The organism is bacterium, assembly GCA_035945995.1.
Classification (GTDB): Bacteria; Sysuimicrobiota; Sysuimicrobiia; order Sysuimicrobiales; family Segetimicrobiaceae; genus DASSJF01.
Genome location: DASYZR010000044.1, coordinates 83,269 through 107,103, shown reverse-complemented (window position 1 = coordinate 107,103; position 23,835 = coordinate 83,269). Strand labels below are relative to the sequence as shown.

At 69.7% G+C, this 23,835-nt stretch carries 21 protein-coding genes; 15 read left to right on the top strand and 6 right to left on the bottom strand.

The genetic code is table 11. The annotated features are described in order from the left end of the window. Nucleotides 1–29: 29 nt before the first annotated feature. The gene (locus VGZ23_04095) at nt 30–830 is read right to left on the bottom strand and encodes a VOC family protein (GenBank protein HEV2356778.1); all 801 of its coding nucleotides are present in this window, start codon (nt 828–830) and stop codon (nt 30–32) included. A gap of 189 nt (nt 831–1,019) precedes the next feature. Between VGZ23_04095 and VGZ23_04090 the strand changes: the two genes are divergently transcribed. Continuing rightward, nucleotides 1,020–2,012: a sensor domain-containing diguanylate cyclase gene (locus VGZ23_04090; protein ID HEV2356777.1), complete on the top strand. Its 993-nt coding sequence runs from the start codon at nt 1,020–1,022 to the stop codon at nt 2,010–2,012. A gap of 174 nt (nt 2,013–2,186) precedes the next feature. Next, nucleotides 2,187–3,059, top strand: coding sequence for a PfkB family carbohydrate kinase (locus tag VGZ23_04085; GenBank protein HEV2356776.1), 873 nt, complete (start codon nt 2,187–2,189; stop codon nt 3,057–3,059). On the opposite strand, the gene VGZ23_04080 is transcribed toward VGZ23_04085, so the two are convergent. Beyond that, nucleotides 3,056–4,264, bottom strand: coding sequence for an aminotransferase class V-fold PLP-dependent enzyme (locus VGZ23_04080; protein HEV2356775.1), 1,209 nt, complete (start codon nt 4,262–4,264; stop codon nt 3,056–3,058). The two genes, VGZ23_04085 and VGZ23_04080, sit on opposite strands and share 4 nt — an antisense overlap. Nucleotides 4,265–4,454: 190 nt before the next feature. Here VGZ23_04080 and VGZ23_04075 point away from each other — a divergent pair, with 190 nt between their 5' ends. The 10 genes from VGZ23_04075 (at nt 4,455) to VGZ23_04030 (ending at nt 15,786) form a co-directional block, all read left to right on the top strand. Next, nucleotides 4,455–5,402, top strand: coding sequence for a peptidyl-alpha-hydroxyglycine alpha-amidating lyase family protein (locus VGZ23_04075; GenBank protein HEV2356774.1), 948 nt, complete (start codon nt 4,455–4,457; stop codon nt 5,400–5,402). Nucleotides 5,403–5,758: 356 nt separating this feature from the next. Continuing rightward, nucleotides 5,759–7,372: an ABC transporter substrate-binding protein gene (locus tag VGZ23_04070; GenBank protein ID HEV2356773.1), complete on the top strand. Its 1,614-nt coding sequence runs from the start codon at nt 5,759–5,761 to the stop codon at nt 7,370–7,372. 15 nt (nt 7,373–7,387) lie between these two features. Further along, on the top strand, nt 7,388–8,329 hold the full coding sequence (locus VGZ23_04065) for an ABC transporter permease (protein HEV2356772.1): 942 nt from the start codon (nt 7,388–7,390) through the stop codon (nt 8,327–8,329). Nucleotides 8,330–8,424: 95 nt separating this feature from the next. Continuing rightward, nucleotides 8,425–9,237 carry an ABC transporter permease gene (locus tag VGZ23_04060; protein ID HEV2356771.1) on the top strand — a complete coding sequence of 271 codons (813 nt, stop codon included), beginning with the start codon at nt 8,425–8,427 and terminating at the stop codon, nt 9,235–9,237. A gap of 38 nt (nt 9,238–9,275) precedes the next feature. After that, complete coding sequence (locus VGZ23_04055; protein HEV2356770.1) at nt 9,276–10,472, top strand: amidohydrolase family protein; 1,197 nt, start codon at nt 9,276–9,278, stop codon at nt 10,470–10,472. 95 nt (nt 10,473–10,567) lie between these two features. Further along, nucleotides 10,568–12,178: an ABC transporter substrate-binding protein gene (locus VGZ23_04050; GenBank protein HEV2356769.1), complete on the top strand. Its 1,611-nt coding sequence runs from the start codon at nt 10,568–10,570 to the stop codon at nt 12,176–12,178. 39 nt (nt 12,179–12,217) lie between these two features. Next, nucleotides 12,218–13,165, top strand: coding sequence for an ABC transporter permease (locus VGZ23_04045; protein ID HEV2356768.1), 948 nt, complete (start codon nt 12,218–12,220; stop codon nt 13,163–13,165). Nucleotides 13,166–13,181: 16 nt separating this feature from the next. After that, nucleotides 13,182–14,066: an ABC transporter permease gene (locus tag VGZ23_04040; GenBank protein HEV2356767.1), complete on the top strand. Its 885-nt coding sequence runs from the start codon at nt 13,182–13,184 to the stop codon at nt 14,064–14,066. 52 nt (nt 14,067–14,118) lie between these two features. Continuing rightward, the gene (locus VGZ23_04035) at nt 14,119–14,976 is read left to right on the top strand and encodes a creatininase family protein (GenBank protein HEV2356766.1); all 858 of its coding nucleotides are present in this window, start codon (nt 14,119–14,121) and stop codon (nt 14,974–14,976) included. Nucleotides 14,977–15,030: 54 nt separating this feature from the next. Continuing rightward, entirely contained in the window at nt 15,031–15,786 is a 756-nt protein-coding gene (locus VGZ23_04030; GenBank protein HEV2356765.1) for a nucleotidyltransferase domain-containing protein, read from the top strand. A gap of 225 nt (nt 15,787–16,011) precedes the next feature. Here VGZ23_04030 and VGZ23_04025 read toward each other — a convergent pair whose 3' ends face one another. Then, nucleotides 16,012–16,899, bottom strand: coding sequence for a creatininase family protein (locus VGZ23_04025; protein HEV2356764.1), 888 nt, complete (start codon nt 16,897–16,899; stop codon nt 16,012–16,014). Between the two features lie 21 nt (nt 16,900–16,920). Further along, nucleotides 16,921–17,751 (bottom strand): alpha/beta hydrolase, encoded by an 831-nt coding sequence (locus tag VGZ23_04020; protein HEV2356763.1) that lies wholly within the window; start codon nt 17,749–17,751, stop codon nt 16,921–16,923. 267 nt (nt 17,752–18,018) lie between these two features. Between VGZ23_04020 and hemE the strand changes: the two genes are divergently transcribed. From hemE to hemG, 3 genes are read left to right on the top strand one after another with little or no spacing between them, the layout of a single operon-like run. Further along, nucleotides 18,019–19,056, top strand: coding sequence for a uroporphyrinogen decarboxylase (gene hemE, locus VGZ23_04015; protein ID HEV2356762.1), 1,038 nt, complete (start codon nt 18,019–18,021; stop codon nt 19,054–19,056). Then, complete coding sequence (gene hemH, locus VGZ23_04010) at nt 19,053–19,982, top strand: ferrochelatase (protein HEV2356761.1); 930 nt, start codon at nt 19,053–19,055, stop codon at nt 19,980–19,982. Before hemE ends, hemH begins: the two co-directional genes overlap by 4 nt. A gap of 7 nt (nt 19,983–19,989) precedes the next feature. Further along, nucleotides 19,990–21,477 carry a protoporphyrinogen oxidase gene (gene hemG, locus VGZ23_04005; GenBank protein HEV2356760.1) on the top strand — a complete coding sequence of 496 codons (1,488 nt, stop codon included), beginning with the start codon at nt 19,990–19,992 and terminating at the stop codon, nt 21,475–21,477. A gap of 77 nt (nt 21,478–21,554) precedes the next feature. Here hemG and VGZ23_04000 read toward each other — a convergent pair whose 3' ends face one another. Both VGZ23_04000 and VGZ23_03995 read right to left on the bottom strand, forming a co-directional pair. Then, complete coding sequence (locus VGZ23_04000; protein HEV2356759.1) at nt 21,555–22,670, bottom strand: aryl-sulfate sulfotransferase; 1,116 nt, start codon at nt 22,668–22,670, stop codon at nt 21,555–21,557. A 27-nt stretch (nt 22,671–22,697) separates the two neighbouring features. Further along, nucleotides 22,698–23,780 (bottom strand): cupin domain-containing protein, encoded by a 1,083-nt coding sequence (locus VGZ23_03995; protein ID HEV2356758.1) that lies wholly within the window; start codon nt 23,778–23,780, stop codon nt 22,698–22,700. Between the last annotated feature and the right edge of the window lie 55 nt (nt 23,781–23,835).

The window sequence follows — 23,835 nt, the reverse complement described above, 5'->3', positions numbered from 1 at the left end:
GTAACCTGGTCGTAGCGCGCGCGGGCCGCCTATGAGATGGTGAGCACGCCGTCCGGCGCGTCCAGTTCCACCGCCAGCACGCCGCTTGTGGCGGCCCGGTCCACGACCACGCTCGGGTCGTCGCCGAGGAGCGCACGAAACCGCGCCGAGGCGGCCGCGGGATCCGGATCGCCGAGGCGAACCGTCCGGATGCCCCGCGCCCGCGACGGATGATCGACCGCTGCCCGGGCGGGATGCTGTTCCGGCGGCACCTGCCATTCGATGACAAACGGCAGCACGCTCGCCTCGCCGGGCGGGACCAGGAGTTGCGTGCGCCACCGGATCGTGACGCCGTCCGGGCGTTCCCGGGCGCCGGCGACGGGCGGGGCGAGGTCCAGCCCGGCCCCGCGGAGGTGGTCGCGCAGCGCATCGAGATTCTCGGTGCGCACCGCCCACGTCGCGAAGGTCCGGCCCTCTTCGATCGCGCGGGTAATCCGCCGGGTGGTGGGCGACCGTTGGGCCTCCTCGGGATCGACGACCGCGATGAACTCAAGGTACGCGGACCCCAGCGGCACGATCATGTTGGCCGTGCCGACGCCGGGGTGGCGTCCGCCCGGCAGCGCCCGCAGACCGTACACCGTCGCAAACCGCCGGGCGGCATCGGCGAGGTCGCGGATCGCGACTAGGACGTGATCCGTGGACACGCGCGGACGGTGATCGGCCATGACGAAGCCGCGTTCTCGCCGCGCCGGCACCAGTCCTGCGCGACCGGCGGGAATCGGCAGTGCGATCGCGGGCACGCCTTCTTGCGGGCTGTAGAAGCCGGTTCCGGTCGCCCAATGATACCGCATGTCTACCGCATCCGCCGGCGGGGCATGAATAGCGGCGGGTCTTGAATCCCTACGTCATCGCCAGGTGCGCGAGCCTGCCGCCGCGTGGATGCGGCCGGCCGTCGTCGGGGGGCGAGCGTGCCACCACGGGTCCCTACTTCGCGAACTCAATGGAGGGCCGTCCGCGGGCGCCGGGCAGAGTCCGAGCGGTTGCTGGCGTTCCTCGCGGGGCTGGCCACCGACCTTGCCGCCGTGCTCGAACTGCCAGTGCTCCTCCGGCACATAATTCGGGCGCTGCACGAGGCGCTCGGCTTCGAGTCCTGCGCCGTCTCGCTGCTGGAGCAGCGCGACGGCGGGGACGTACTGGTCGTGAAGACCGCATCCGGCCTGCGCGCGGAGGCGTTGGGTATGGTGTTTCCGCGCGGGCAGGGGCTCATGTGGGAGGTCATGGACACGCAGGCCCCGGTGTTGGTCCGGGACCTCCACGCCGACCCGCGCCTCGTCCGAAGAGACCACGGCGTGCGGTCCGGGATCTATGCCCCGCTGGTGGCGCGCAATCGCTCGATCGGCGTGTTGAGCGCCTACAAGGCCACCCCGAATGCGTTCGCCGGACCCGACCTGCACCTGCTGACGGTAGTGGCCCGCTACACCGCGAGCTCGGTCGAACTCAGCCATCTGCACGATTCGCTGCGGGTCCTCGCCGATACGGACTGCCTCACCGGCATTGCGAACCGGCGGATCTTCCTGGAGCGGCTTCAGCACGAAATCACGCGGGCCGAGCGCTTGTCGCAACCGCTGAGCATCGCGCTCCTCGACCTCGACGGATTCAAGAGCATCAACGACACCTACGGGCACGGCGCCGGAGACGCGTTTCTCGTAGCCGTGGCGCGGACCCTCAGCCGCGGTGTGCGAAGGACCGATCTTGCCGCGCGCTACGGCGGGGACGAGTTCGCGCTCCTCCTGCCGCAGACGGAACAACGCGGCGTCAGCGCGGTGGCCAACGGATTCTTGGGCGTCACGATCCCGGACGCCGGATACAATGGCCAGAGCGTCGATCTGCGATTTTCCTGGGGCGGCGCGACCTGGCCGAAGGATGGTCAGACCGCGGATCAGTTGCTGCAGATGGCCGACACCCGGCTCTACCGCATGAAAGAACAGCACGGCCGGCTCGCCGACGCGCCCGCGTCGCTGCCGGGCGCGTAACCACTCCCCGGGCCTTGCGGGCAGGAGCGGCCGGTTCGGCCGCTCCTCCCCCGCAGCCGCCGGGCGCCGCGCATCCGGGCAAAGGAGCACGCCGGGCCGCGGCGTACCCAGTGTCCATCATGCGCATCGATGTCGCCGTGCCCATCCGTGCCGGGGCGGCGTAGTCGAAAAAGGATGGCGCACGTCGTAGTCTGCGGTACGGCGGTGCTGGACCACCGGGTCTGGGTGACGCACTGGCCGCCGGCCCGTGGACGCACGCCCGCCACCGCGTACGTCGAAGACTTGGGCGGCCCCGGCGCCGTGGCCGCCGTCGCCGTGGCCCGGCTCGGCGGCTCGGCGTGTCTTGTCGGCCCGCGGGGCGCCGACGCGGCCGGTGAGCGCGTGGCCGCCTTCTTGCGGGCCCACGGCGTCGCGATCGAATTTCTGCGACCGTTTGCCGGCGCGCGCACGCCCGTGTCGGCCATCGTCATCGTCCCCGGGGGCGAGCGGTTCATCTTTCCGTACGCGGGGGAAGGACTGCCGGACGATCCGGGGTGGGCCCCCCTCGCCGCGCTCCATGGGGCGGACGCCGTGCTGGTGGACAGCCATTTCCCGCGTGCGGGCCGTGCCCTGGCCGCCGCGGCGCACGCCCGGGGGCTTCCCGTCGTGCTGGACCTCGATTCCGATACCGAGGCCGCATGGTCGCTCGCCGGGGCGGCCACGCACGCGATCGCCGACGAGGAGCTGGCCGCGCGCGCCGGCGGCGTGGACGCCGTGCTTGCCCGCCTCGCCGCCCACGGCATCTGGGGCGCTGTGACGCTCGGACCCGCAGGCGTTCGCCATCGCGGCGGACACGTCCCGGGATTCCCGGTTTCCGTCCATGACAGCACCGGCGCGGGGGACGTGTTTCACGGGGCGTTTGCGCTTGCGCTGGCGGAACGGCGGGCCCCGGACGGGGCGCTCGTGTTTGCCTCCGCGGCGGCGGCCCTCCGGTGCGAAACCGGCCGGGTGCCCGAGCGGCGTGCGGTCGAGGAATTCCTGGCGGCGGCGTCCCGCCGCGGTGACTAGACGGAGGGCGGCCGTGCCCCGGCCGCTGCGGTCACGGCGGCATACTGCTCCGCAAAGAACCGCTCGCAGGCGGTGATGCCCGCGCCGAGCGGCACCGTAATGCCGGCCATCGTGCAGGCCAGCTCGACACCGGCGAGGGTGGCAAGGACTTCGAGCTCGTTGAGCGCGCCAAGATGGCCGATGCGGAAGATTTTGCCCTTCAGCCGGCCGAGGCCGACGCCGAGGGAGAGGTTGAGCCGCGCCGTGGCGGCGCGGACCACCGCGTCGGAATCCGCGCCGTCGGGGACGACGACCGCCGTCAGGCTCTGCGAGTACCATTCCCGGCGCGTGCAGAGGTTTTCGAGTCCCCAGGCGGCGACGGCGCGCCGCACCCCGTCGGCTAGCCGGCGGTGGCGCGCCAGGACGTTGGGCAGCCCTTCTTCCAAGAGCATCCGCACCGCTTCGCGAAGCCCGTACAGGGTGAGCGTGGCCGGGGTGTAGGGGAAGTAGCCGCGCCGCATCTCCCGGATCACCGGCCGCCAATCGAAGAAGTAGCGGGGCATCGTGGCCCGTTCCGCGGCCTCGAGGGCGCGCGGACCGGCGCAGAGGACCGCCATCCCGGGCGGCAGCATGAGCCCCTTCTGCGAGCCCGTCAGCGCGACGTCGATCTTCCACGCATCGAACTGCGAGTCGATGCTCCCGAGCGCGCTCACCTGGTCGACCATCAGCAGCGCCGGATGCCGGGTCGCGTCGATGGCCGCGCGGATCGCGGCGAGGTCGGAGGTGACGCCGGTCGACGTTTCGTTGTGCACCACGAGCAGCGCGCGGTACCTGTGTGCGGTGTCGCCCGCGAGGCGGTCATGCACCTGCTCTGGCGGCACGCCGTCGCCCCACGGCACGTCCACCGCGTCCACGGCCAGGCCGAGCCCACGCGCGCACTCCGCGTAGAGGTGGCTGAAGTGGCCGTTCACAAACGCCAGCACGTGATCGCCGGGGCTGAGCGTGTTCACGAGGGACGCCTCCCACGCTCCCGTGCCGGACCCCGGGTAGAGCACGATCTCGCCGCGGGTCGTGCCGAAGACCTGCTTGAGCCCGGCGACCGCTTCTGCCACGATCGCCGGCAACTCCGGACCGCGGTGGTCGATGACCGCGCGGTCCATCGCGCGCAGCACCCGCTCGGGCACGTTCGTGGGACCCGGGATCTGCAAAAAGTGCCGGCCGGCCATTGTGCGGTTCGGTTCGCAGGCGGTCCGGGCTTCCCCTGCGCCGAGGGGAAACCCGAGGTCGGCCAGCGAAAACGTCGGCCACCGTGGAACAGCAGATCCGCTTCTGCCGGGCCGCCGACGGCATCCGCATCGCCTGTGCGATGCTCGGCAGCGGTCTGCCCGCCGTCGAGGACTGAGCACGGAGGTCATGATGCGCGTTGGAGCGGGTGAATACACTTACGAGGTCCAGGACAACTGGGGCACGTTGCCCGACGGCTGGTCGTATCTCGAGGTCTCGGGCGTGGCGGTCGACCGGCGGGACCGCCTTTACGTCTTCAACCGCGGCAAGCATCCGGTGATCGTGCTCGACCGCGACGGCGTCTTCCTCGGTTCGTGGGGCGAAGGCATGTTCACGCGACCGCACGCCGCGACCATGGCGCCGGACGATACGCTCTGGCTCGTCGACGACGGCGACCATACGGTCAGGCACTGCACGCTCGACGGCAGGGTGTTGCTGACGATCGGCACGCCCAACCAGCCGGCCACGAAGTGGAGCGGCGAGCCGTTCAACCGCCCGACGCACGTCGCGATCGCCGCCGACGGCTCGCTCTACATCAGCGACGGCTACGGCAATACCCGCGTCCACCGGTTCACCGCCGACGGACGGCACCTCGGATCGTGGGGCGAGCCCGGCACCGATCCGGGTCAGTTCAACCTGCCGCACAACGTGGGCGTGGACCGCCACGGCCGGGTCTACGTCGCGGACCGCGAGAACTTTCGGGTCCAAATATTCGAGCCGGACGGCCGCTTCATCACCCAGTGGAACAACTTGTATCGTCCCTGCGGCCTCTGCGTCGACCGCCGGGGCGACGGGGACCTCGTCTACGTGGGCGAGTTGTGCTCGAGCGTCTCGGTGAGCGAGGGAATCCGCAACCTCGGCGCCCGCGTGCAGATGTTCACCACCGGCGGAGAGCGCGTGGCCCGGATCGGGGCGCCGCTGCCCGGCAGCGGGCCGGGCGAGTTCGTCGCGCCCCACGGGGTGGCCGTGGATTCGCGGGGGGATTTCTACGTCGGGGAAGTGTCCTGGACGATCCGCGGCCGGCAGCTGACGCCCCCGCGCGAGTTGCGCAGCCTGCAAAAATTCGTGCGGGTCCGGTAGCCCGCGCCCTTACCCGGCGCGACGCTGCTCGGCCGCCGCGCCCCCGGCGGAGCCCGCCCTCCGCATCCGCCGTTCCACGAGCAGGAATTCGCGGAGCAGCACTTCCCATTCTTCGAACGCCACGCCGGTATCGCGGATGGTGTGCTCGACGTCTTCGAGGGCGGGGCCAGGGGTTGACCAAGCGTCCGAGCCACCGCAACCCGAGCCCGATAAGTACCTGCATTATTGCCATGTTTTTCCCCTCGCCGGCACAGGGGGAGCGGCAGGGGTCATGGAATGAACTCGAACCGGCCCGAGGGGCGGCCGGGGGACACGCCGGTCCCGCCACGAGCGGGATCGCGCGGGGGAGGCGGGCGGTGGCGGATCCAACGGGCAGAAACACGGCGACGAGGCTCACGCGGCGCGGATTGCTGGCGGGGGCGGCGGTGGCCGGGGCGGGCCTGGCCGCGGGGTTGGACCGGGGTGCGCCGGGGTGGCTCGGCGAGGGGATCGCGGCGGCGGCGCCCCGCCGAGGCGGGACGCTCCGCATCGCGGAGATCGGCGAGCCGCTGACGCTCGACACGGTTGCGACGACCGGGGACCTCACGTCCACCATCACGCTCCCGGTCTTCGAGGAGCTGTTCATCTTCGACGCCGGCTGGCGGATCCAGCCGCTGCTCGCGTCGTCGTACACCGTGAGCAAAGACGCCCTCACGTACAGCTTCACGCTCCGCAAGAACGTGCCGTTCCACAACGGTCGCGACATGACGGCCGCGGACGTCGTCGCCTCGCTGAACCGCTGGGGCCGGGTGAGCCCGCGCGGGCCGTCCGTCTACCAGCACGTCGACAGCGTGCAGGCGTCCGGGACGGACACGGTCGTGATGAAGCTGAAGCGGCCCTACGCGCCGCTGCTGGCGTTTTTGGCGCTGCCGAACGGCGCCGCCGCGATCATGCCGCGCGAAATCGCGGACGCCGCCGGCACGAGTCCGGTCAAGCAGTTTGTCGGCACCGGCCCGTACCGCTTCGTGGAGTGGGCGCCGGACCGCTACGTCAAACTCGCGCGCTTCGATCACTACGCCGCGCGCAGCGAGCCGGCGAGCGGCTACGCCGGCAGGCGCGAGGCGCTGGCGGACGAGGTCATGTACTTCCCGGTCTCACAGGTCGCGACGCGGATTGCCGGCGTACAGAGCGGCGACTACGACGTCGCCGACGGGATTAACCAGGACGCCTATGCGTCACTCAAGAAGGACCCGCGCGTCGTGCCGGAGATCATCCGGCCCGGGTCGTTCCTGACGTTCTTCTTCAACAAGAAGCAGGGCCTCATGGCGAACGAAAAACTGCGCGAGGCCGTGCTGGTCGCGCTCGACATGCAGCCGATCATGGCCGCGACATTCGGCAACCCGGACCTGTACTCGCTCTACCCCAGCATCTACCCGAAGGGCACCCCATGGTACACGACGGCGGGCGCCGACTGGTATAACGTGCACGACGTCGCGCGGGCGAAGGCCCTGATGAAGGAGGCCGGCTACTCCGGCCAGCCGATCCGGTGGCTTACAACCCAACAGTACGATTACATGTTCAAGAGCACGGTGGTCGCCACGTCCCAGCTGCAGCACGCCGGATTCACGGTCGACATGCAGGTGCTGGAGTGGGCCGGTGTTTTGGACCACCGCAACAAACCGGCAGATTACGATCTCTTCACGACCTCGCACGGGTTCGTGCCGGATCCGGCGCTGATCACGGTGTTCAGCTCCGCCTACCCGGGGTGGTGGGACACGACGACCAAGAACCGGCTGCTCGATGAGTTCACCGGCGAAGCCGATCCGGGCGCGCGGGTGAAAACCTGGGCGAAGCTCCAGCAGCTCATGTACAAGGAGGCGGCGATCGTGCGGCCCGGCGAGTTCTACACCCTGCTGCTCCGGAGCAAGGCGCTCGAGACATTCCGGGCTTCGTACTGGATCGTGCCGTGGAACGTCTCCGCCGTGAAGTAGCCACCCGCTGACCCGGTGCTGGTCTACCTCGCCGGCCGGCTCGCGGCGCTCCTGCCGGTGCTGCTGGTCGTCGCCGTCGTCGTGTTCATGCTGATCCACGTGACGCCGGGCGACCCGGCGCGCGTGCTGCTGGGACAGGATGCGACCGGGGAGCAGGTGGCGGCCCTCCGGCACGACCTTGGCCTCGACCGGCCCCTGCCGATGCAGTTTGTGCTATGGCTTGGCCGGGCGGTGCGCGGCGACCTCGGGCTGTCGTTCTTTCTGCACCTGCCGGTCACGACCGACATTGCCGAGCACGCCGGGCCGACGACGATGCTGTCGCTGCTCGGCCTCGGCGTGGCGCTCGCGATCGGCATTCCGATCGGGATCGTGTCGGCGGTGTTCCGCAACTCATGGCTCGACCAGGCGAGCCTGGCGTTGGCGATGCTCGGGGCCGCCGTGCCGAGCTTCTGGCTTGGGCTGTCGCTCATCGTGCTCTTCGCCGTGGATCTCGGCTGGCTGCCCTCGTCCGGCTATCGTTCTCCCGTCGCGGGGCTCGGCGCGAGTCTGCACTACCTGATTCTGCCCGCGCTCGCGCTCGGGCTCCCGAATTCCTCCCTCATCATCCGCTTCACGCGCAGCAGCCTCCTCGATGTGCTCGGCAATGACTATATCCGGACCGCGAGCGCGAAGGGGTTGCCGCGGCCCCGCGTGGTCTTCCGGCATGCGCTGCGAAACGCGCTGGTCCCCATCCTCACCGTCGTCGGCCTGACCTTTGCCGCGCTCATGGGCGGCGCCGTGGTCACCGAGACGGTCTTCAGCCTGCCGGGGATCGGCCAGCTCGTCGTCTCGTCGGTCCTCCGGCGCGATTACCCGGTGATCCAGGGCGTCATTCTGCTCGTCGCGACGATCTACGTCGTCGTCAACCTGGCCGTCGACGTGCTGTACTTCGTCGTCGATCCACGGGTGCGGTATTGAAGGCGGCCGGCCAGGTGACCACCCGGCCCGATGCGGGCGCTGCGGCAGTCTCCGCCACCGGCGGCCGGCGGGGCGCATCCGCGCTGCTCTGGCGAATGGTCCGGCGCCGGCGGATCGTGGCGGCGGGCTTGGTCCTGCTGCTCGCCATCCTCGCCGCCGCGCTCTTGGCGCCGCAGCTCGCGCCGTACGATCCGCTCGCGCTTGACGTTCCCTCGCGCCTCACCGCCCCGGGCCCGGCTCATCCGTTCGGCACCGACGAGTTCGGCCGCGACATTCTCAGCCGGACGCTGTACGGCGCCCGGCTGTCGCTGGCCGTCGGCGTCCTCGTCACCGTGCTCGCCACCACCGCCGGGATCACCGTGGGGCTGATCGCCGGCACGAATCCTCGGGCCGACCGTCTGCTGATGCGGATCATGGACGGCCTGATGGCGTTTCCCGACATCCTGCTGGCGATCGCGCTCATGGCCTCGCTCGGCCCCAGCGCCAGGAATGTAGTGATCGCGCTGGGGTTTGTGTACACGCCCCGGATCGCGCGGGTCGTCCGCGCCTCGGTGCTGGTCGTCGCCTCCCAGGAGTACGTCGAGGCGGCCCGCGCGATGGGCGCGCGGATCGCGCGGATCCTGGTCCGTCACGTACTCGTCAACACCGCGTCGCCCATCATCGTGCAGGCGACGTTCATCACAGCCTACGCGATGCTGGGCGAGGCGGCGCTGAGCTTCCTCGGGGTCGGCATTCCGCCGCAGATTCCGACCTGGGGCGGCATCATCAGCGAGGGCCAGGTGTATCTGCGGCAGGCCTGGTGGATCAGTATCTTTCCGGGGGCCGCGATCGTGCTGAGTGTCTTGAGCCTGAATTTGCTCGGCGACGGGCTGCGCGATTATCTCGATCCGCGCCTGAGGTATTCGTAGCGCGGCGCGTCCGGCCGATGGGTTGAGGGGGAGTGCGTGTGGGATCGGTGCTGTTGCGAAACGGCCGGGCGATGCATCTCGACGGTTTGCGGCACGGTGCGGCGATCGATCTCGGGATCGGCGCCGACGGCCGCGTCGCGTCGGCGTCGCCCCCCGCGGCGCGGCCGGCCCCGCGTGATGCCGTCCCATTGGCGGCGGATTTCGAGCGCGTCATCGACCTGGCAGGCGCCTGGATCTCGCCGGCATGGATCGACCTGCACGTGCACTGCTACTGGGGGGCGACGTGGCTCTCGATCCGCCCGGAGCTCGTGGGTCCCGCCACCGGCGTCGGTCTCGCCGTGGACTGCGGCAGCGCGGGGGAGGCCAACTTCCAGGGGTTTCGGGAGTTCATCGTCGAGCGGTCGGACTTCCCGATCCTCGCGCACCTCAACATCAGCACGATCGGGCTCGTCGCGGCGAACCGCGTGTGCGAGCTGCCCGGGCCCGACGTCCTGGATCCGGAGCGGACCGCCGCGTGCGTCGAAGCCAACCGGGACCTCATCAAGGGCGTCAAGGTCCGCGCCAGCAAGACCGTGCTCGGCCATTGGGGGATGACGCCCGTGCACGTGGCCAAGGCGACCGCCCGCGCGCTCGGCTTGCCGCTCGTCGTCCACATCGGCGACGCGCCGCCGACGCTGGATGAGCTGCTCGACCTGCTGGAGCCCGGCGACATGATCACCCACTGCTTCACCGGCAGGATCACGAACGCGCTCGACCGGCAGCCCGGTCATCTGCGGCGCGTGCGCGCCCGTCTCGACGAGGGCCTCTGGATCGACGTCGGCCACGGCCAGGGCAGTTTCTCGTACCGCACGGCCAGGCACGCGATCGCCGCCGGGGTCTTGCCGTCCACGATCAGCACCGACCTGCACAACGGGAACATCGCCGGCCCCGTGTGGGACATGCCGACGACAATGAGCAAGATGCTCGCCGTCGGCATGACGGTGGAAGACGCCGTCGAGCGCTCGAGCGCGGCCCCGGCGCGATTCCTGCGGCTCGAGGGATGGGGCCGCGCCGCGGCCGGGGCGCCGGCCCGGTTCACCGTCTTCGACGTGGCCGGCGGCGAGGAGCGGCTGCCGGATTCCTACGGGGCCGTCGCGACGATACGGCGGCTCTTTGAGCCGCGGTACACGGTGCTCGGGGCAGAGGTGAGACCGGCCGGCCGGCGCACCGAGAGCGGAACCGCCGCCAGCGCCTAGCCACAGGGGGACCGGCGGCTCTCATAGAAACAACCGTGACCGGCCGGCGCCGCGAGGCGCCGGCCGGAGCGCCACAACGCCAAGGGGGATGGCACATGGCACGGGTTGGATTTGACGGCAGGGTGACGCGGCGTGAGCTGATCGCGGGCGGGCTCGCGGCCGGCGGCGGACTCGCGGGCTGGGGTCTTCTGTCCGGGCCCGAGCGGACGATCGCGCTCGCGGCCGCGGGGGCGCCGAAGCCCGGCGGAACGTTGGTCGCGGCCCAGGAAGTGGATCCCGTCAGCCTCGATCCGCACACCAATTCGAACTTCTCGTCCCTCCAAGGGTACGAGCACGTGTATGAGAGCCTGACGATGTACGACGAGCGGACGAACGTCGTCCCATCTCTTGCGCAAAAGTGGGAGATTACGAACGGCGGAAAGACCTACGTCTTCCACCTTCGGCCCAACGTGAAGTTTCACAACGGCCAGCCCTTGACGGCCGAGGACGTTAAGTACAGCGTGGAGCGCATTCTGAACCCGAAGACGGCGTCGCCGTGGCGGGACTGGCTCGTGTCGATCAAAGAGGTCACCGCCGTCGATCCGATGACCGTGCGCATGAACCTCGACGCGCCGTACCCCGATCTGCTCGGCGCCTTCGCGGCGATGCGGGCGTCCGGGATCATCCCCAAGGGGCTCGCGGAGAAGGAGAATCTCAAGATCAAGGCGGTGGGGACGGGACCGTTCAAGCTCGCCGAGTACGTCCCTCAAGATCACCTGACGTATGTCCGCAACCCCGACTATTGGGACAAGCCGCTGCCGTACCTCAACGGGATGACCTTCAAGATCCTGACCGAGGAGAACGCCCGGCTCGCGGCCCTGCGCGCCGGGCAGGTTCAGTACGCGACGCTCTCGGCGCAGGGGGTGGCCCAGCTCGAACACGCGCCCGGCCTGAGCGTCATGAAGGCGCCCAACGCCTGGGCGGCCCTCCACTACCTCAACGTGAGCCAAGGGCCCCTGCGGGACGCCCGCGTCCGCCGCGCGATGCGGATGGCGGTGGATACCAACGAAGTGATCCAGAAGTCGGTGTACGGCGCGGGCGTGCCGTCCGGCCCCGTGCCGACCGGCTACGGCGACTGGGCGCTCGATCCCAAGTCGCTCCCGTTCCTCCGGCCCGACATCGAGGGCGCGAAGAAGCTGCTCGCGGAGGCCGGCTACCCCAACGGCGGATTCAAAATCGAGATCAAGTGCTCGCCGCAGTACCCTGAGTTCGTCGCCGACACTCTCGTGATCCAGCAGTCGCTGCGCCGGCTCAACATCGACGCGAGCGTCGTCCAGATGGAGTGGGGGTCGTTCGTGCAGGCGCACGCGCAGGAGATCAAGACGGGCGGCAAGGAAGGCGGAGAGATCTTCGCTTCGGCCAACACGTTCCGGCCGGGTCCCGACGGGTATATCTATCCGTATTTCTTCTCCAAGGCGTCGATCAACGACGGCGGCTACAGCAACCCCAAGCTGGACCCGCTGATGGTGGAGGCCCGCTCGATCTCGAATCACGACGCGCGGCGGAGCCTGTACGTCGAGATTCAGCGGATGCTACTCGAGGACTCGCCGAACTGGTGGTGGTACGCGAAGTTCAACATCGAGGCGCTGTCATCGAAGGTCGGCGGCTACACGCAGTCGTTTACGGGCCGCCGCATCTTCCTCAAGAAGGCCTGGATCGCCGGCTGACGCCGCGGCGTCCGCCCCCCCAAGGGTACGCCCGGCACCATGCGCTACCTCATTCGGCGCGGGCTCTGGACGATCGCCGCGCTCCTCGGCGTGTCGGTCGTGATCTTTCTGCTGGTCCGGCTGCTTCCCGGCACGATCGTAGACATCCTGGCGGGGGCCGAGGGCCAGCTCAGCCCCGACCAGCAGGCGGCGGTGATGCACCAGTTCGGGCTGGACCGCCCCCTCCCGGTGCAGTACGTGTTGTGGCTCGGCAGCATGCTGCGGGGCGACTTCGGCTGGTCGTTCCGGTCCGGGCAGCCCGTCGCGGCGCTGCTCGTCTCCCGGCTGCCGATCACGATCGAGCTGGCGTTCCTCTCGGTCGTCGGCGTGACGCTCGTCGGGATCCCCCTCGGGATCCTGGCGAGCGTGTCGCCGAGCACCCGGGTGAAGACCCTCGTCCAGATCGTCGGGCTGCTCGGGCTCTCGGTGCCGAACTTCTGGATCGCGATCCTCCTCATCATCGGCGCATCGTACCTCTTCCACTGGTTGCCGGCGCTGATCTACGTGCCGCCGTGGGCGCAGCCCTGGGTCAATCTGCAGCAGATGTTCCTCCCGGTGCTGTCGCTCGCCCTCGGTCTCGCCGCGGTCGTCGTCCGCATGACGCGGTCGTCGATGCTCGAGGTGCTCGGCCAGGAGTACGTGACGGTCGCGCGGGCGAAGGGCGTACCGGCCTTGGGCGTGCTGCTGCGGCACGCGTTCCGTAACGCCCTCATCCCGATCGTCACAGTGTTGGGGCTGCAGATGGGGTATCTGCTCGGCGGCGTCGTGATCACCGAGCAGATCTTCGGGCTGCCGGGGCTCGGCTGGACGCTGCTCAACGGCGTCTACCAGCGGGACTACCCGATCGTGCAGGGAACGGTGATGCTGTTTGCCGCGACGTTCGTGCTGGTCAATCTGGCCGTGGATCTGACGTATACCTCGCTCGATCCGAGAATCCGGTACGAATGAGTCCCGTCCGGCAGCGATGAGCGAGGTACCGGTGATCGCCCCGGGGGTCGGGCGCGCCGGCGTGCGGCGCCGGGACCGGCTGTCGCGCCGGATCCGCCGCACCCCGCCCGCGGTCATCGGCGCCGTGCTCGTCGCCGGCGTCGTGGTCGTCGCGGCCGCGGCGCCGCTGCTCGCGCCGCACGACCCGGTCGCGCAGATCGCCACACCCCTCCTGCAGCCCGGCGGGTCGTTCCTCGGCGGCACGGATCAGCTCGGGCGCGACGAGATGAGCCGCATCATCTTCGGGGCGCGGGTGTCGCTGTACGTCGGCGTGCTCTCGGTCGCCGTCGCGCTCGCGCTCGGCGGCACGTCGGGCGTCCTCGCCGGCTTCTACGGCGGATGGATCGACAACGTGACGATGCGCGTGATGGACGTCCTGTTCTCCCTACCGGCGCTGATCCTGGCGATCGCGATCACGGCCGTGCTCGGGCCGAGCCTGACGAACGTGATGCTGGCGATCGGCATCGTCTACGCGCCGACGTTCGCCCGGATCGCGCGCGGTCCGACGCTCGCCGTCGTTCGCCTGCCGTACGTCGAGGCCGCCCGGGCGATCGGGGCGTCCACACCGGCGATCCTGCTGCGGCACATCGTGCCGAACGTGTCCGCGCCGCTTCTGGTGCAGACGACCGTCTCGCTGTCCACGGCCATCCTGACCGAGGCCGCGCTCAGCTTCTTGGGGCTCGGGACGCAACCGCCGACGCCGTCGTGGGGCCTGATGCTGAGCGACGCCCGCCAGTACATGCTGATCGACCCGTGGATCGCCGTGCTGCCGGGGCTCGCGATCGCCGTGACCGTGCTGGGCTTCAACCTGTTCGGAGACGGCCTCCGAGACATCCTGGATCCGCGTATCCGCACGATCTGACGCCGGCCGGACACGAACGTCCCGTGCGGCCGCACGGGCAGGAGGAGTGGGCATGCCGAAGGTGCCGTATCTCTACGAGCACATGACGTGGGAGGAGGTCAACGATGCCGTGCGCGCCGACAGGGTGGCGCTCATCCCTGTGGGCACGATCGAGGACCACGGGCCGCACCTGCCGGTGGACACGGATGTCGTCATCGCGTCCGCGTTCTGCGAGCGGGCGGCGCAGCTCGCCCCGGACGAGATTGCGCTGTTGCCGTGCATCCGGGTCGGCTACAGCCCGCACCACATGGACTTCCCGGGCACGCTCACGATCCGCTGGAACACGTTCGTCGAATACCTCGCCGACATCACGCGCAGCCTGGCGCATCACGGGTTCACAAAGATGCTGATGGTGAACGGGCACGGCAGCAACCGCCCGCTCGTCGAAATGGCGGCCCGGATCACCGTGGTCGAGCGGCCGGACGTCCACTGCGCCTATACGTCGTGGTGGGATCTCGCGGACGTGCGCGCCGCCTTCAACGCCGTGCGGGAATCGCGGGTGACGTCGCACGCCTGCGAGATCGAAACCTCCGTGTACCTGGCCGTCGACCCGTCGCGGGTCCGGATGGACCGCGCCGCGGCCGACACCACGTACCGGCAGTCGCCGCATTTCTGGGGTGATCTCGCCGGGCGCAGGCCCGACCCGGCGTTCAAGAATCCGCTGTGGATGACCGAATACTGGAGCGCGGACTCGACCAACGGGATCAAGGGGGATCCGACGCGCGCGACCGCGGAGAAGGGCGAGGCGGCGCTCGCCGCCGGCGCCGCCGAGCTCGTCGAGATCATCCGCGAGTTCCGTGCCCGGCCGATCAAGCCCCGGGTGCCGCACCAGGTCCGGCCGGCGCAGCCGCTCGGGATCGCCAAAACGTAGGGCGGCTCCACGCGCCCTGGTGTGCCGCCGCCTCGCGGCTTACGTGACCGGCTGATGTTTACGATCGAGGAGCGCGATGGTATCCGTGACCGGATCCTCGCGATCGCGCACGCGGATCCGCGTATCGTCGCAGGCGCGATGATCGGGTCCCTGACGCAGGGGCTCGGTGATCGCTGGTCGGACCTGGATCTCGGCTTCGGCGTCGGGGACGGCGCAACTCCGGCCGAGGTGCTCGCCGACTGGACGCCGCGACTCGAACGCGAGTGCCAGGCGGTGCATCTCTTCGACCTCGCCTCCGGCGCGGCGATCTATCGCGTGTTCTTGTTTCCCGGCGCCCTGCAGGTCGATCTGTCGTTCGCGCCGGCGGCCGGATTCGGCGCCCGCGGCCCGAAGTTCAGGCTGCTCTTCGGCGCCGCGGTCGAGCACCCCCGCGCGGAGCCGCCGTCCGCACCGCACCTGTTCGGCTTAGGCGTGCACCACGCGGTGCGCGCCCGGTTCTGCGTGGAGCGCGGCCGGCTGTGGCAGGCGCAGCATTGGATCAGCGAGTTGCGCGAGATTGGTCTCACCCTGGCCTGCCGCCGGCGGGAACTCGAGACGGCGCAGGGAAGGGGTTACGACGAGCTCCCCTCCGAGGCCTTGAAGCCGTTCGAAGAGACCTTGGTGCGCGCACTAGATCGGGCCGAACTCCTGCGGGCGCTCCGTGACGCGATCGACGGGCTGTTGCGGGAAGCCGGCGAAGCCCGGGCGCTGGCGGTAAAGGTCGAAGGTCAATTGCGAGAGCTGACCTCGCGTGACTTCCGGCACAGATAGGCTCGGCATTTGTCCTGCAGGCCGGCGATGCGCGCGTGAGCGAGACCCGCGCGGTTAGCGACGCAGGGACGGGGAGTCCTCGTCGAGACGCCGCACGAACGGTTCGAGTGGAGTATCCTGGGTCAGCCGCACAAGCCGGTCATCGGCCGTTCACCACCTGACATTTCCTCGGCGACCGCCGGCCGGATGTACAAACCGTCGCAAACCGGGCAGCGAAAGTGCTCCTCACCACCCGAAGGGCAGCGCGAACGTCGGGGGCGTCGCGTGGTGGTCGCGGCGCTCGGGCCGGGGCCGGGTCCGGAACCAGCGCACCATCTCGACGAGGTGCGTCACCGTATGCTCGAAGACGTGACGGCCCTTCTCCGGCGTCGCCCGCGCCGCCTCGCCGATGACGCCGCTGTCCGTGTACGTCGAGGTCCACTCCACGATCGCGGCCGGCGAGGACGCGGTCAGGTCCACCGTGTGCCAGCGTTCGGCCCCCGGCAGCGCCATGAACGCCGCCAACTCGCTCCGGATCTCCCCGGCCCGCACGCCGTCCGGATCGATCTGCTGGTACAGGGAGGTCTCGAGCTCGCAGGCGTGCGCGCAGCCGCCGGGCAGCACCGACTCGCGCCACTCCCGGTTCCACCGGTCCGCGACGAGCTGCCACCAGGAGAGCGTCAGGCACAACGCGTCGGTTTGGAGGATCGTCTGCCGCCCGACCTCTTCCACCAACGGGTGGTTCGAGCCGTGCCCGTTCAGAACAACGATGCGCTTGAAGCCGTGGTAGGCGACCGAGCGCGTGATGTCGAGCAGAAACTTGACGAACGTGCTCGGCTCGATATTGATCGTCCCGGGAAAGTCCATCACGTGATGACAGTAGCCGTAGGCGACGGGCGGCAGGACCAGCATGTCGGCGGGCGAGCGCCGGGCGGCTTCGTAGACGACCGCCGCGCTCAGCTTCGCGTCGACATCCAGCGGCAGGTGATGGCCGTGCTGCTCGGTCGAGCCGACGGGGAGGATCACCACCTTGTTCATCCCCACGGCTTCGTTGATCTCCGGCCACGTGAGGGCCTCGTACCGGTACTCCTGTTCAACCGATCTGCGGCTGCTCGACGTCCGTGCGGTCGCCACCAGCGTCCTCCTTCTCGCTCATCATGATGCGGCCAGCACGCGGCGGGTGAGGAACGCCCGGACGCTCTCCATGAACGCCGGCGTCTCCTCGGCCTGCGGCGAGTGGCCGCTGTGCTCGAAGATATGCAGCTCCGCGCCGGAGATCCGAAGGGCCAGCTCCTCGGATTCCGGAATCGGGCAGATCCAGTCGTGCCGGCCGACGCCCACCCACGTCGGGACGCGGATCCGCGAGAGGCCGTCCCGGACGTCGTAGCGATCGTAGTCGCGGATCAGCGCGCGCCGCGTCACGGGATCGAAGTCGCGGCCGGCGAGGGAGAGGGGAGCGCGGCGCGTGTCATGGTAGTACATCGGCTGGATCGTCTCGAAGGCCCGCCGGAACTCCGCGGGATCGGTGATCGAGCCGTCCCAGAGGCGGCGGTATGCCTCACGCATGGCCGGAGTGCCTTCGCGTTCCATATTGGCCGTTGCACGCGGCATGAACGCCTTGCTCGGCGCGGTCCCGACGAGGACGAGCGCCTGCAGCGCGTCCGGGTACGTCGTCGCATAGAGCAGCGAGATAAAGCCGCCGGCGGACGTGCCGAGAAGGATCGGCCGCTCGAAGCCGAGCGCCCGGCACAGCCCGCGCAGGTCCTGCGCCAGCCGATCCTGCGTGTAGGTCTCCTCCGGGGCCTTGGACGACCGGCCGTGCCCGCGATGGTCGTAGGCGACCAGGTGGACGAGATCGGCGAGCGGCGCGTACAGGGCGAGGCGGCCGGGATGCCCCACACCCGGGCCGCCGTGCACCAGCACGCAGGCCGGCCCTTCGCCTGTGGTTTCGTAGAAGAGGTCGACATCTCCGACGCGTACGTTCATGCCGATCTCCCTTCGTCGTTCACCGCGCCCGCGGGTCGAGCGCGTCTCTCAGGCCGTCGCCGACCAGAATTGATGCCGAGCACTACGAGAAAGATCGCGGTTCCCGCAGATATGACAGCCCCGATATGACAGCCCCGATATGACAGCCCCGATTCGTCAGGATCGCGTCCTAGTTTCGCGCCCCCGCCGGGGCGGTCCTGGAGCGACGTGGTGTACCCGTGGCCGGCACAGGAGCGCGTTCGGCCAGCAGAGAAGAAATAAAATTCCGTGTCTGCGCCACCAAGCAGCGCGTTCCTCCGCGCGTGCCATCGCCTTCCCATGCCCTACACGCCCGTGTGGCTGATGCGGCAGGCCGGACGCTACCTGCCGGAGTATCGGAAGGTCCGCCGGCGGCTGAGCCTCCTGGACCTGTGCAAGACGCCGGGCGCCGCGGCCGAGGTGACCCTGCAGCCGGTCGACCGGCTCGGCGTCGACGCGGCCATCCTGTTTGCGGACATCCTGCTGCTCGCGGAACCGCTCGGCGTAGGGCTCACGTATGCGAAGGGCGAGGGGCCGGTGATCGCCAGGCCTGTCCGTACGCGCGACGACGTGCGCCGGCTGCCGGACGTCGACCCGGCGGATGCCGTGCCCTTCGTCTTCGAGACCGTCCGGCTGGTGCGCCGCGCGCTCGCCGGGCGGGTTCCGCTGATCGGCTTCGCCGGCGCGCCGTTCACCGTGGCCTCGTACCTCGTCGAGGGCGGCCCGTCCCGGGATTTTCTCGATACGAAGCGCGTGATGTACGGCGATCCGGAGACGTGGACCGCCTTGATGGAGCAACTCAGCCGGCTCACCGCACGATATCTGGCGGGTCAGATCGAGGCCGGGGCCGAGGCGGTCCAATTGTTCGACAGCTGGGTGGGGTGCCTCTCGCCGGATGCATACCGCCGCTACGTGCTGCCGTTCACGCGTCGCGTCCTCGCCGCGCTCCCCCCGCAGGTGCCGCTGATCCACTTCGGGACCGGCACCGCGGGGTTGCTCGAAGCGATGCGGGAGGCCGGCGGACAGGTCATCGGCCTCGATTGGCGCGTCGATCTCGGCGCGGCCTGGGCGCGGCTCGGCCCTGACGTCGGCGTCCAGGGGAACCTCGACCCGGCGGTGCTGCTCGCCCCGCCGGCGGAGATCGAGCGCGGCGTCCGCGGCGTCCTGGACGCGGCGGCGGGGCGGCCGGGCCATATCTTCAACCTCGGGCACGGCGTCCTGCCCGACACGCCCTGGCAGCATGTGAAGGCCATGGTGGAGATGGTCCACGAGGCGAGCCGGCGATGACCGTCCCGTACGAGGCGGTGCTGTTGATCGCGTACGGCGCGCCGGAGCGGCCCGAGGACGTCCGTCCGTATCTGAGTGGCATCCTGCGCGGCCGGCGCCTGCCTCCCGGCCGGCTCGAGGAGGTGGCACATCACTACGATGCGCTGGGAGGACGGTCTCCCTTGACGCCGTTGACGCGACGGCAGGCCGCGGCCCTCCAGCGCGCCCTGGAAGGGCGCGGGCTCCCGCTGCCGGTCTACGTCGGCATGCGCAACTGGACTCCGTATCTCCATGAGACGCTCGCCGAGATGCGCGCGGCAGGCGTGCGGCGCGCGGCCGGCATCATCATGGCGCCGCATCAAAGTTACGCGAGCTGGGAGCAGTATCACGAAAACGTGGCCGAGGCCCGCTCCCGGATCGGCGAGGGCGCGCCCGCGGTCGAATACCTCGGGCCCTGGTTCGATCGGCCGGGGTTCATCGACGCGCAGGCCGATCGGGTCTCGGTCGCCCTGCGCGCTGTGCCGGACGAGGGACGGGAGGCGGTCAGATTGGTGTTCACAGGGCACAGCATTCCGGCGGCCATGGCGGAACGGGGTCCGTATCCGGCCCAGGTCGTGGCGTCGGCGGAGCTGGTCGCCGCCCGCCTTCCGCACGCGGCGTGGCAGATGGCGTATCAAAGCCGCAGCGGCGATCCGCGCGAGCCGTGGCTCGAGCCGGACGTGAACGACGCCCTGCGGGCGCTGGCCGCGCGGCACGCGGGCGCGGTCGTCGTCGTGCCGGTGGGATTTGTCTCCGACCATGTCGAGGTGCTGTACGATCTGGACATCGAAGCCCGCAAGACGGCGACGAGCCTCGGCCTCGCCTTCTATCGGGCGGGCACGGTCATGGACCATCCGTCGTTCATCGGGATGCTCGCGGACCTTGTCGTCGAGCAGGCCATCGCTTAGCCGCGGCATGGCGACCGGCGCGCTCGGGCCGTCTTCGGAGGCGCACGGGCTTGATGCCGCCCGGCGTCCACGGATCGTGATCGTCGGGGCCGGCATCACCGGGCTCGCCGCCGCGCTCCGCATTGCCGACGCCGAGGGGATCGAGTTGGTCGTGTGCGAGGTCGAACCGCGTGCCGGCGGGGTCATGCGGACCGAACGCACCGACGAGTATCTCCTCGAGGCCGGACCGGATTCGTTCCTCACCGAGAAGCCCGACGCGCTACGGTTGTGCGAGCGGCTCGGCCTCGCCGGCCGGCTGATCGGAATCCGCGAGGGGGCGGCCCGCGCCTACGTCGTGCGTCGGGGCCGTCTTGTGCCGATTCCGGACGGCTTCCGGCTGATCGCCCCGACGCGGGTGCTGCCGTGGCTCCGATCGCCCCTCTTTTCGTGGCCGGGCAAGCTGCGCATGGCCCTGGACTACGTCCTGCCCCGGGGCCGCGCCGTCCCGGATGAGAGCGTGGCGTCCTTTGTCACGCGGCGTCTCGGGCGCGAGGCGTTCGATCGCGTGGCCGAGCCGATGATCGGCACGATCTATACGGCGGACACCGCCAGGCTCAGCCTCGCCGCGACGATGCCGCGTCTGCTCGAGCTGGAACGCCGGTACGGCAGCGTGACCCGCGGTCTCCTCCGGGCCCGGGCCGCCGGCGCGGGAAAGACCGCCGCACGCGGCCGGCCCCTCGGACTGTTCGCCGCGCCCGCGGACGGCATGCAGGCGCTTGCGGACGCGGCGGCTGCCCGTCTGCCGGCGGGCGTGCTCCGGCTCGGTACGTCCATTACAAGTGTGGCGCGCCGGCGGAGCGGCACGTACTACCTCGGGCTCGCCGAGGGAGGCGGACTCGAGGCCGACGGCGTGATCATCGCGACCGGTGCCGCGGTGGCGGCGCGGCTGCTCGCCGGCCTGGACGAGGCGCTCGCGTCGCGTCTCGGCCGAATCTCCTACGCGTCCTCGGCGAGCGTGACGCTCGCGTACCGGCGCAGCGAGATCGCGCATCCCCTCGACGGTTTCGGGTTTATCATGCCGCGCCTCGAGCGCCGGCCGATTCTCGCCGCGTCCTTCTCCAGCGTCAAGTTCGCCGGTCGGGCGCCGGCAGACCGTGTGCTCATCCGCGTGTTTCTCGGCGGCGCGCTTGCCCCCGAGATCGTCGACCTGGACGACGCGCGGCTCCTCGCGACGGTCCGCGGCGAGATGACGTCGTTGTTGGGTGTTGCGGGAACGCCGCACCTGGTGCGGGTGCTCCGCCATCGCGATGCGATGCCGCAGTATCTCGTGGGGCATCTCGAGCGGGTGGCGGAGATCGAGGCGGGCGTCGCGGCCCACCCCGGCATGGCCCTGGCCGGCGCCGCCTATCGAGGCGTCGGCGTTCCGGATTGCATCCGATCAGGGGAGATGGCGGCCGAGCGTGTACTCGCCCATATTCTGAGCGGCCGGGTGGAGCGGTCGGGCGTGCCTCGCTAGACCGGCGTTCCCCCGATGACGCTCATTCCGACCGCGGTCGGGTCGCGCCCGCCGTCCCTATTGCGACTCATCCGGCCTTACCTGGTTGCCGCTTGAGCCGTCGCGATTTCCTCCGGGCCATATCGGTAAGCGCGAAAGACGGAGTTGTGGACCGGCGCGTCGGGCTGTCCGGCCGGTCTCGCGAAGTATGGATTGACGTACTCCCAAACGACCATTCCGTCGCGGGTCACCTCGAAGAGGCGTCCGAAGTTTCCCTCGCAGATCAAAGTGTTGCCGTTTGACAGGCGCTGCGCGTTCGAAATGTAGGGACTGAAGAAATCGAACAGCCGGCGCTCCTGATACGACCACACGATCTGCTTCGTGGCAGGATCGACTTCGATGACGCGGGAGTAGGGGACCGGGTGATTGATCCGGTGCGTGCCATTGTCGAAGATCAGGAGATGGCCGTTAGGCAACGGGGCAGGCGCGTGCTGCTGGGCCAGCGTCGGCGGCCCGAGCTTCCAGATGATCTCACCGGATCCGCGGTCGACGATTGCGACCGTCGAGATGTACCGAAAGCTCACCACGATGTTTCCGTCGGGCATCTCGGCGACGGTATTGCCGTGCGTCCATTCGTGCCGGTGATCCTGGAGCGTGATGCGGTCCGTCTCGGGATCAAGATGCTCCCAACTACGCCATTCCCAGACGACGTGCCCACCCGTCGTCATCTCCACGAGGTAATCGGCGTACATCTCGCCGTGGTACTCGGTACCGCGGATTCCGCCCTGGACGCGGGCGGCGAGGTCCGGACCGATCGCGGTCATGCAAAGCAGCAGAACATTCCCGTTGCGCAGCCGCACGGCATCGTGGTGATGATCGGGATGGCGCACTTCCCAGAGAATCCGTCCGCGCCAGTCGGCTTCGAGCACGGCCCCTCCCTTCCAGGGCTGCGCGCTGATGAAACGCCGGCTCGGTTCTTCTACAATCTTGCCGTTGTACAATAACATTCCCGTGTCGGTGAGGTAGCCGTACAAGCCGGGCGGGTAGGGCAGCTCCCAGGTGTGGACCACGCGGCCGTCGAGGTCGACAAGGTAGACGGTCGTCTCGGAGGTCAGCGGGGCGAATAGCGTCAGGCCTGGGCAGGCCCGTTCAGGATCGTACGCGCGCAGGCCCACACCGGCGCGTTTTAGCTTGATCTGCTCGACCTGGGCCACGACGGCGCTTTTCCGGTGTAGGCGAAATCACGAGGCGCCGAAGCGCCCGGTGATTTCCTGCGGGGCGGGCAGCGTATCTTCGCGATACAGATGCAGCGCCTGCAACACGGGCCGATCGCTGACCGCGAAGAGATCGGCGGTCTCGTCCGCTTCGTGGTCGACCGCGGCCCACGACGGAGTCACGAACACGTCGCCCGGTCCCCAGTCGAAGCGCTCGCCGGTGATCACGGTGCAGCCGCGGCCCCGGAAGACGACCCAGATCGAACTGCCGGTCTTGCGGCGGGTGGCCGTCCGCCCCCCGGGGTGGATCCGATGCATCTCGCAGGAAAACGTGGCGAACGCGGGCGCGCCGGTCAGCGGATTCACGTACTCCAGGCTCGTCATCCGGCCGCCCCGGGCCCGGTGCATCGCCTCGAGCGCCCGGTCGGTCTCGCCCCACGGGTAGCGCAGGAGCGGGGAGTGCGCCGCAGGGGACATCGCCTCGATCTCGCGCAGCCCCACGCCCGTGAAGGTTCGCTCGGACAAATCGCGGCCGTCGACCGGCTGGACATGCGCCGGATGGGGCTCGAAGAAAATCGACTCCAGGGTGGTGACCAGGGGCAGATCGAGGCCGTCGAACCAGACCATCGGGGCGTCGCTGCCGTTGTTGTGATCGTGCCAGTTCCAGTTCGGCGTCAGGATCAGATCGCCCGGTTCCATTGAGACGGCGTCGCCGTTTACGGTCGTGGAGACGCCGGAGCCGGTCAAGACGAAACGAACGGCCGCCGGTGAGTGCCGGTGGGCTGGGGCGGATTCCCGCGGACCGAGGTACTGAATCGCGCCCCAAAGCGTGGTGCTGGTGAACGGCAGGCCCCGGAGCCCCGGGTTGGCGAACGCGAGCACGCGCCGGTCGCCGCCGCGGTCGAGGGTGATGATCTCGCCAGCCCGCTTGGCCAACGGGAGGATGTCCTCCCACTTCCAGAGCCACGGCCTCGTGGTGGGGACCGGAACGTCGGGCATCAGTTGCTTGGCGATTTTCCAGAGCGGCTGGAGATCGCGCGCGGCCAGAGCACCGCAGAACTCGTCGTACCCGACCTCAACGGTATAGGAGGGGCTGATGTCGATGGTCACGGGACACCCCCGGACGGTTTCCTGTAACCTGCGTGAATCGTATCGTGCCAACGCT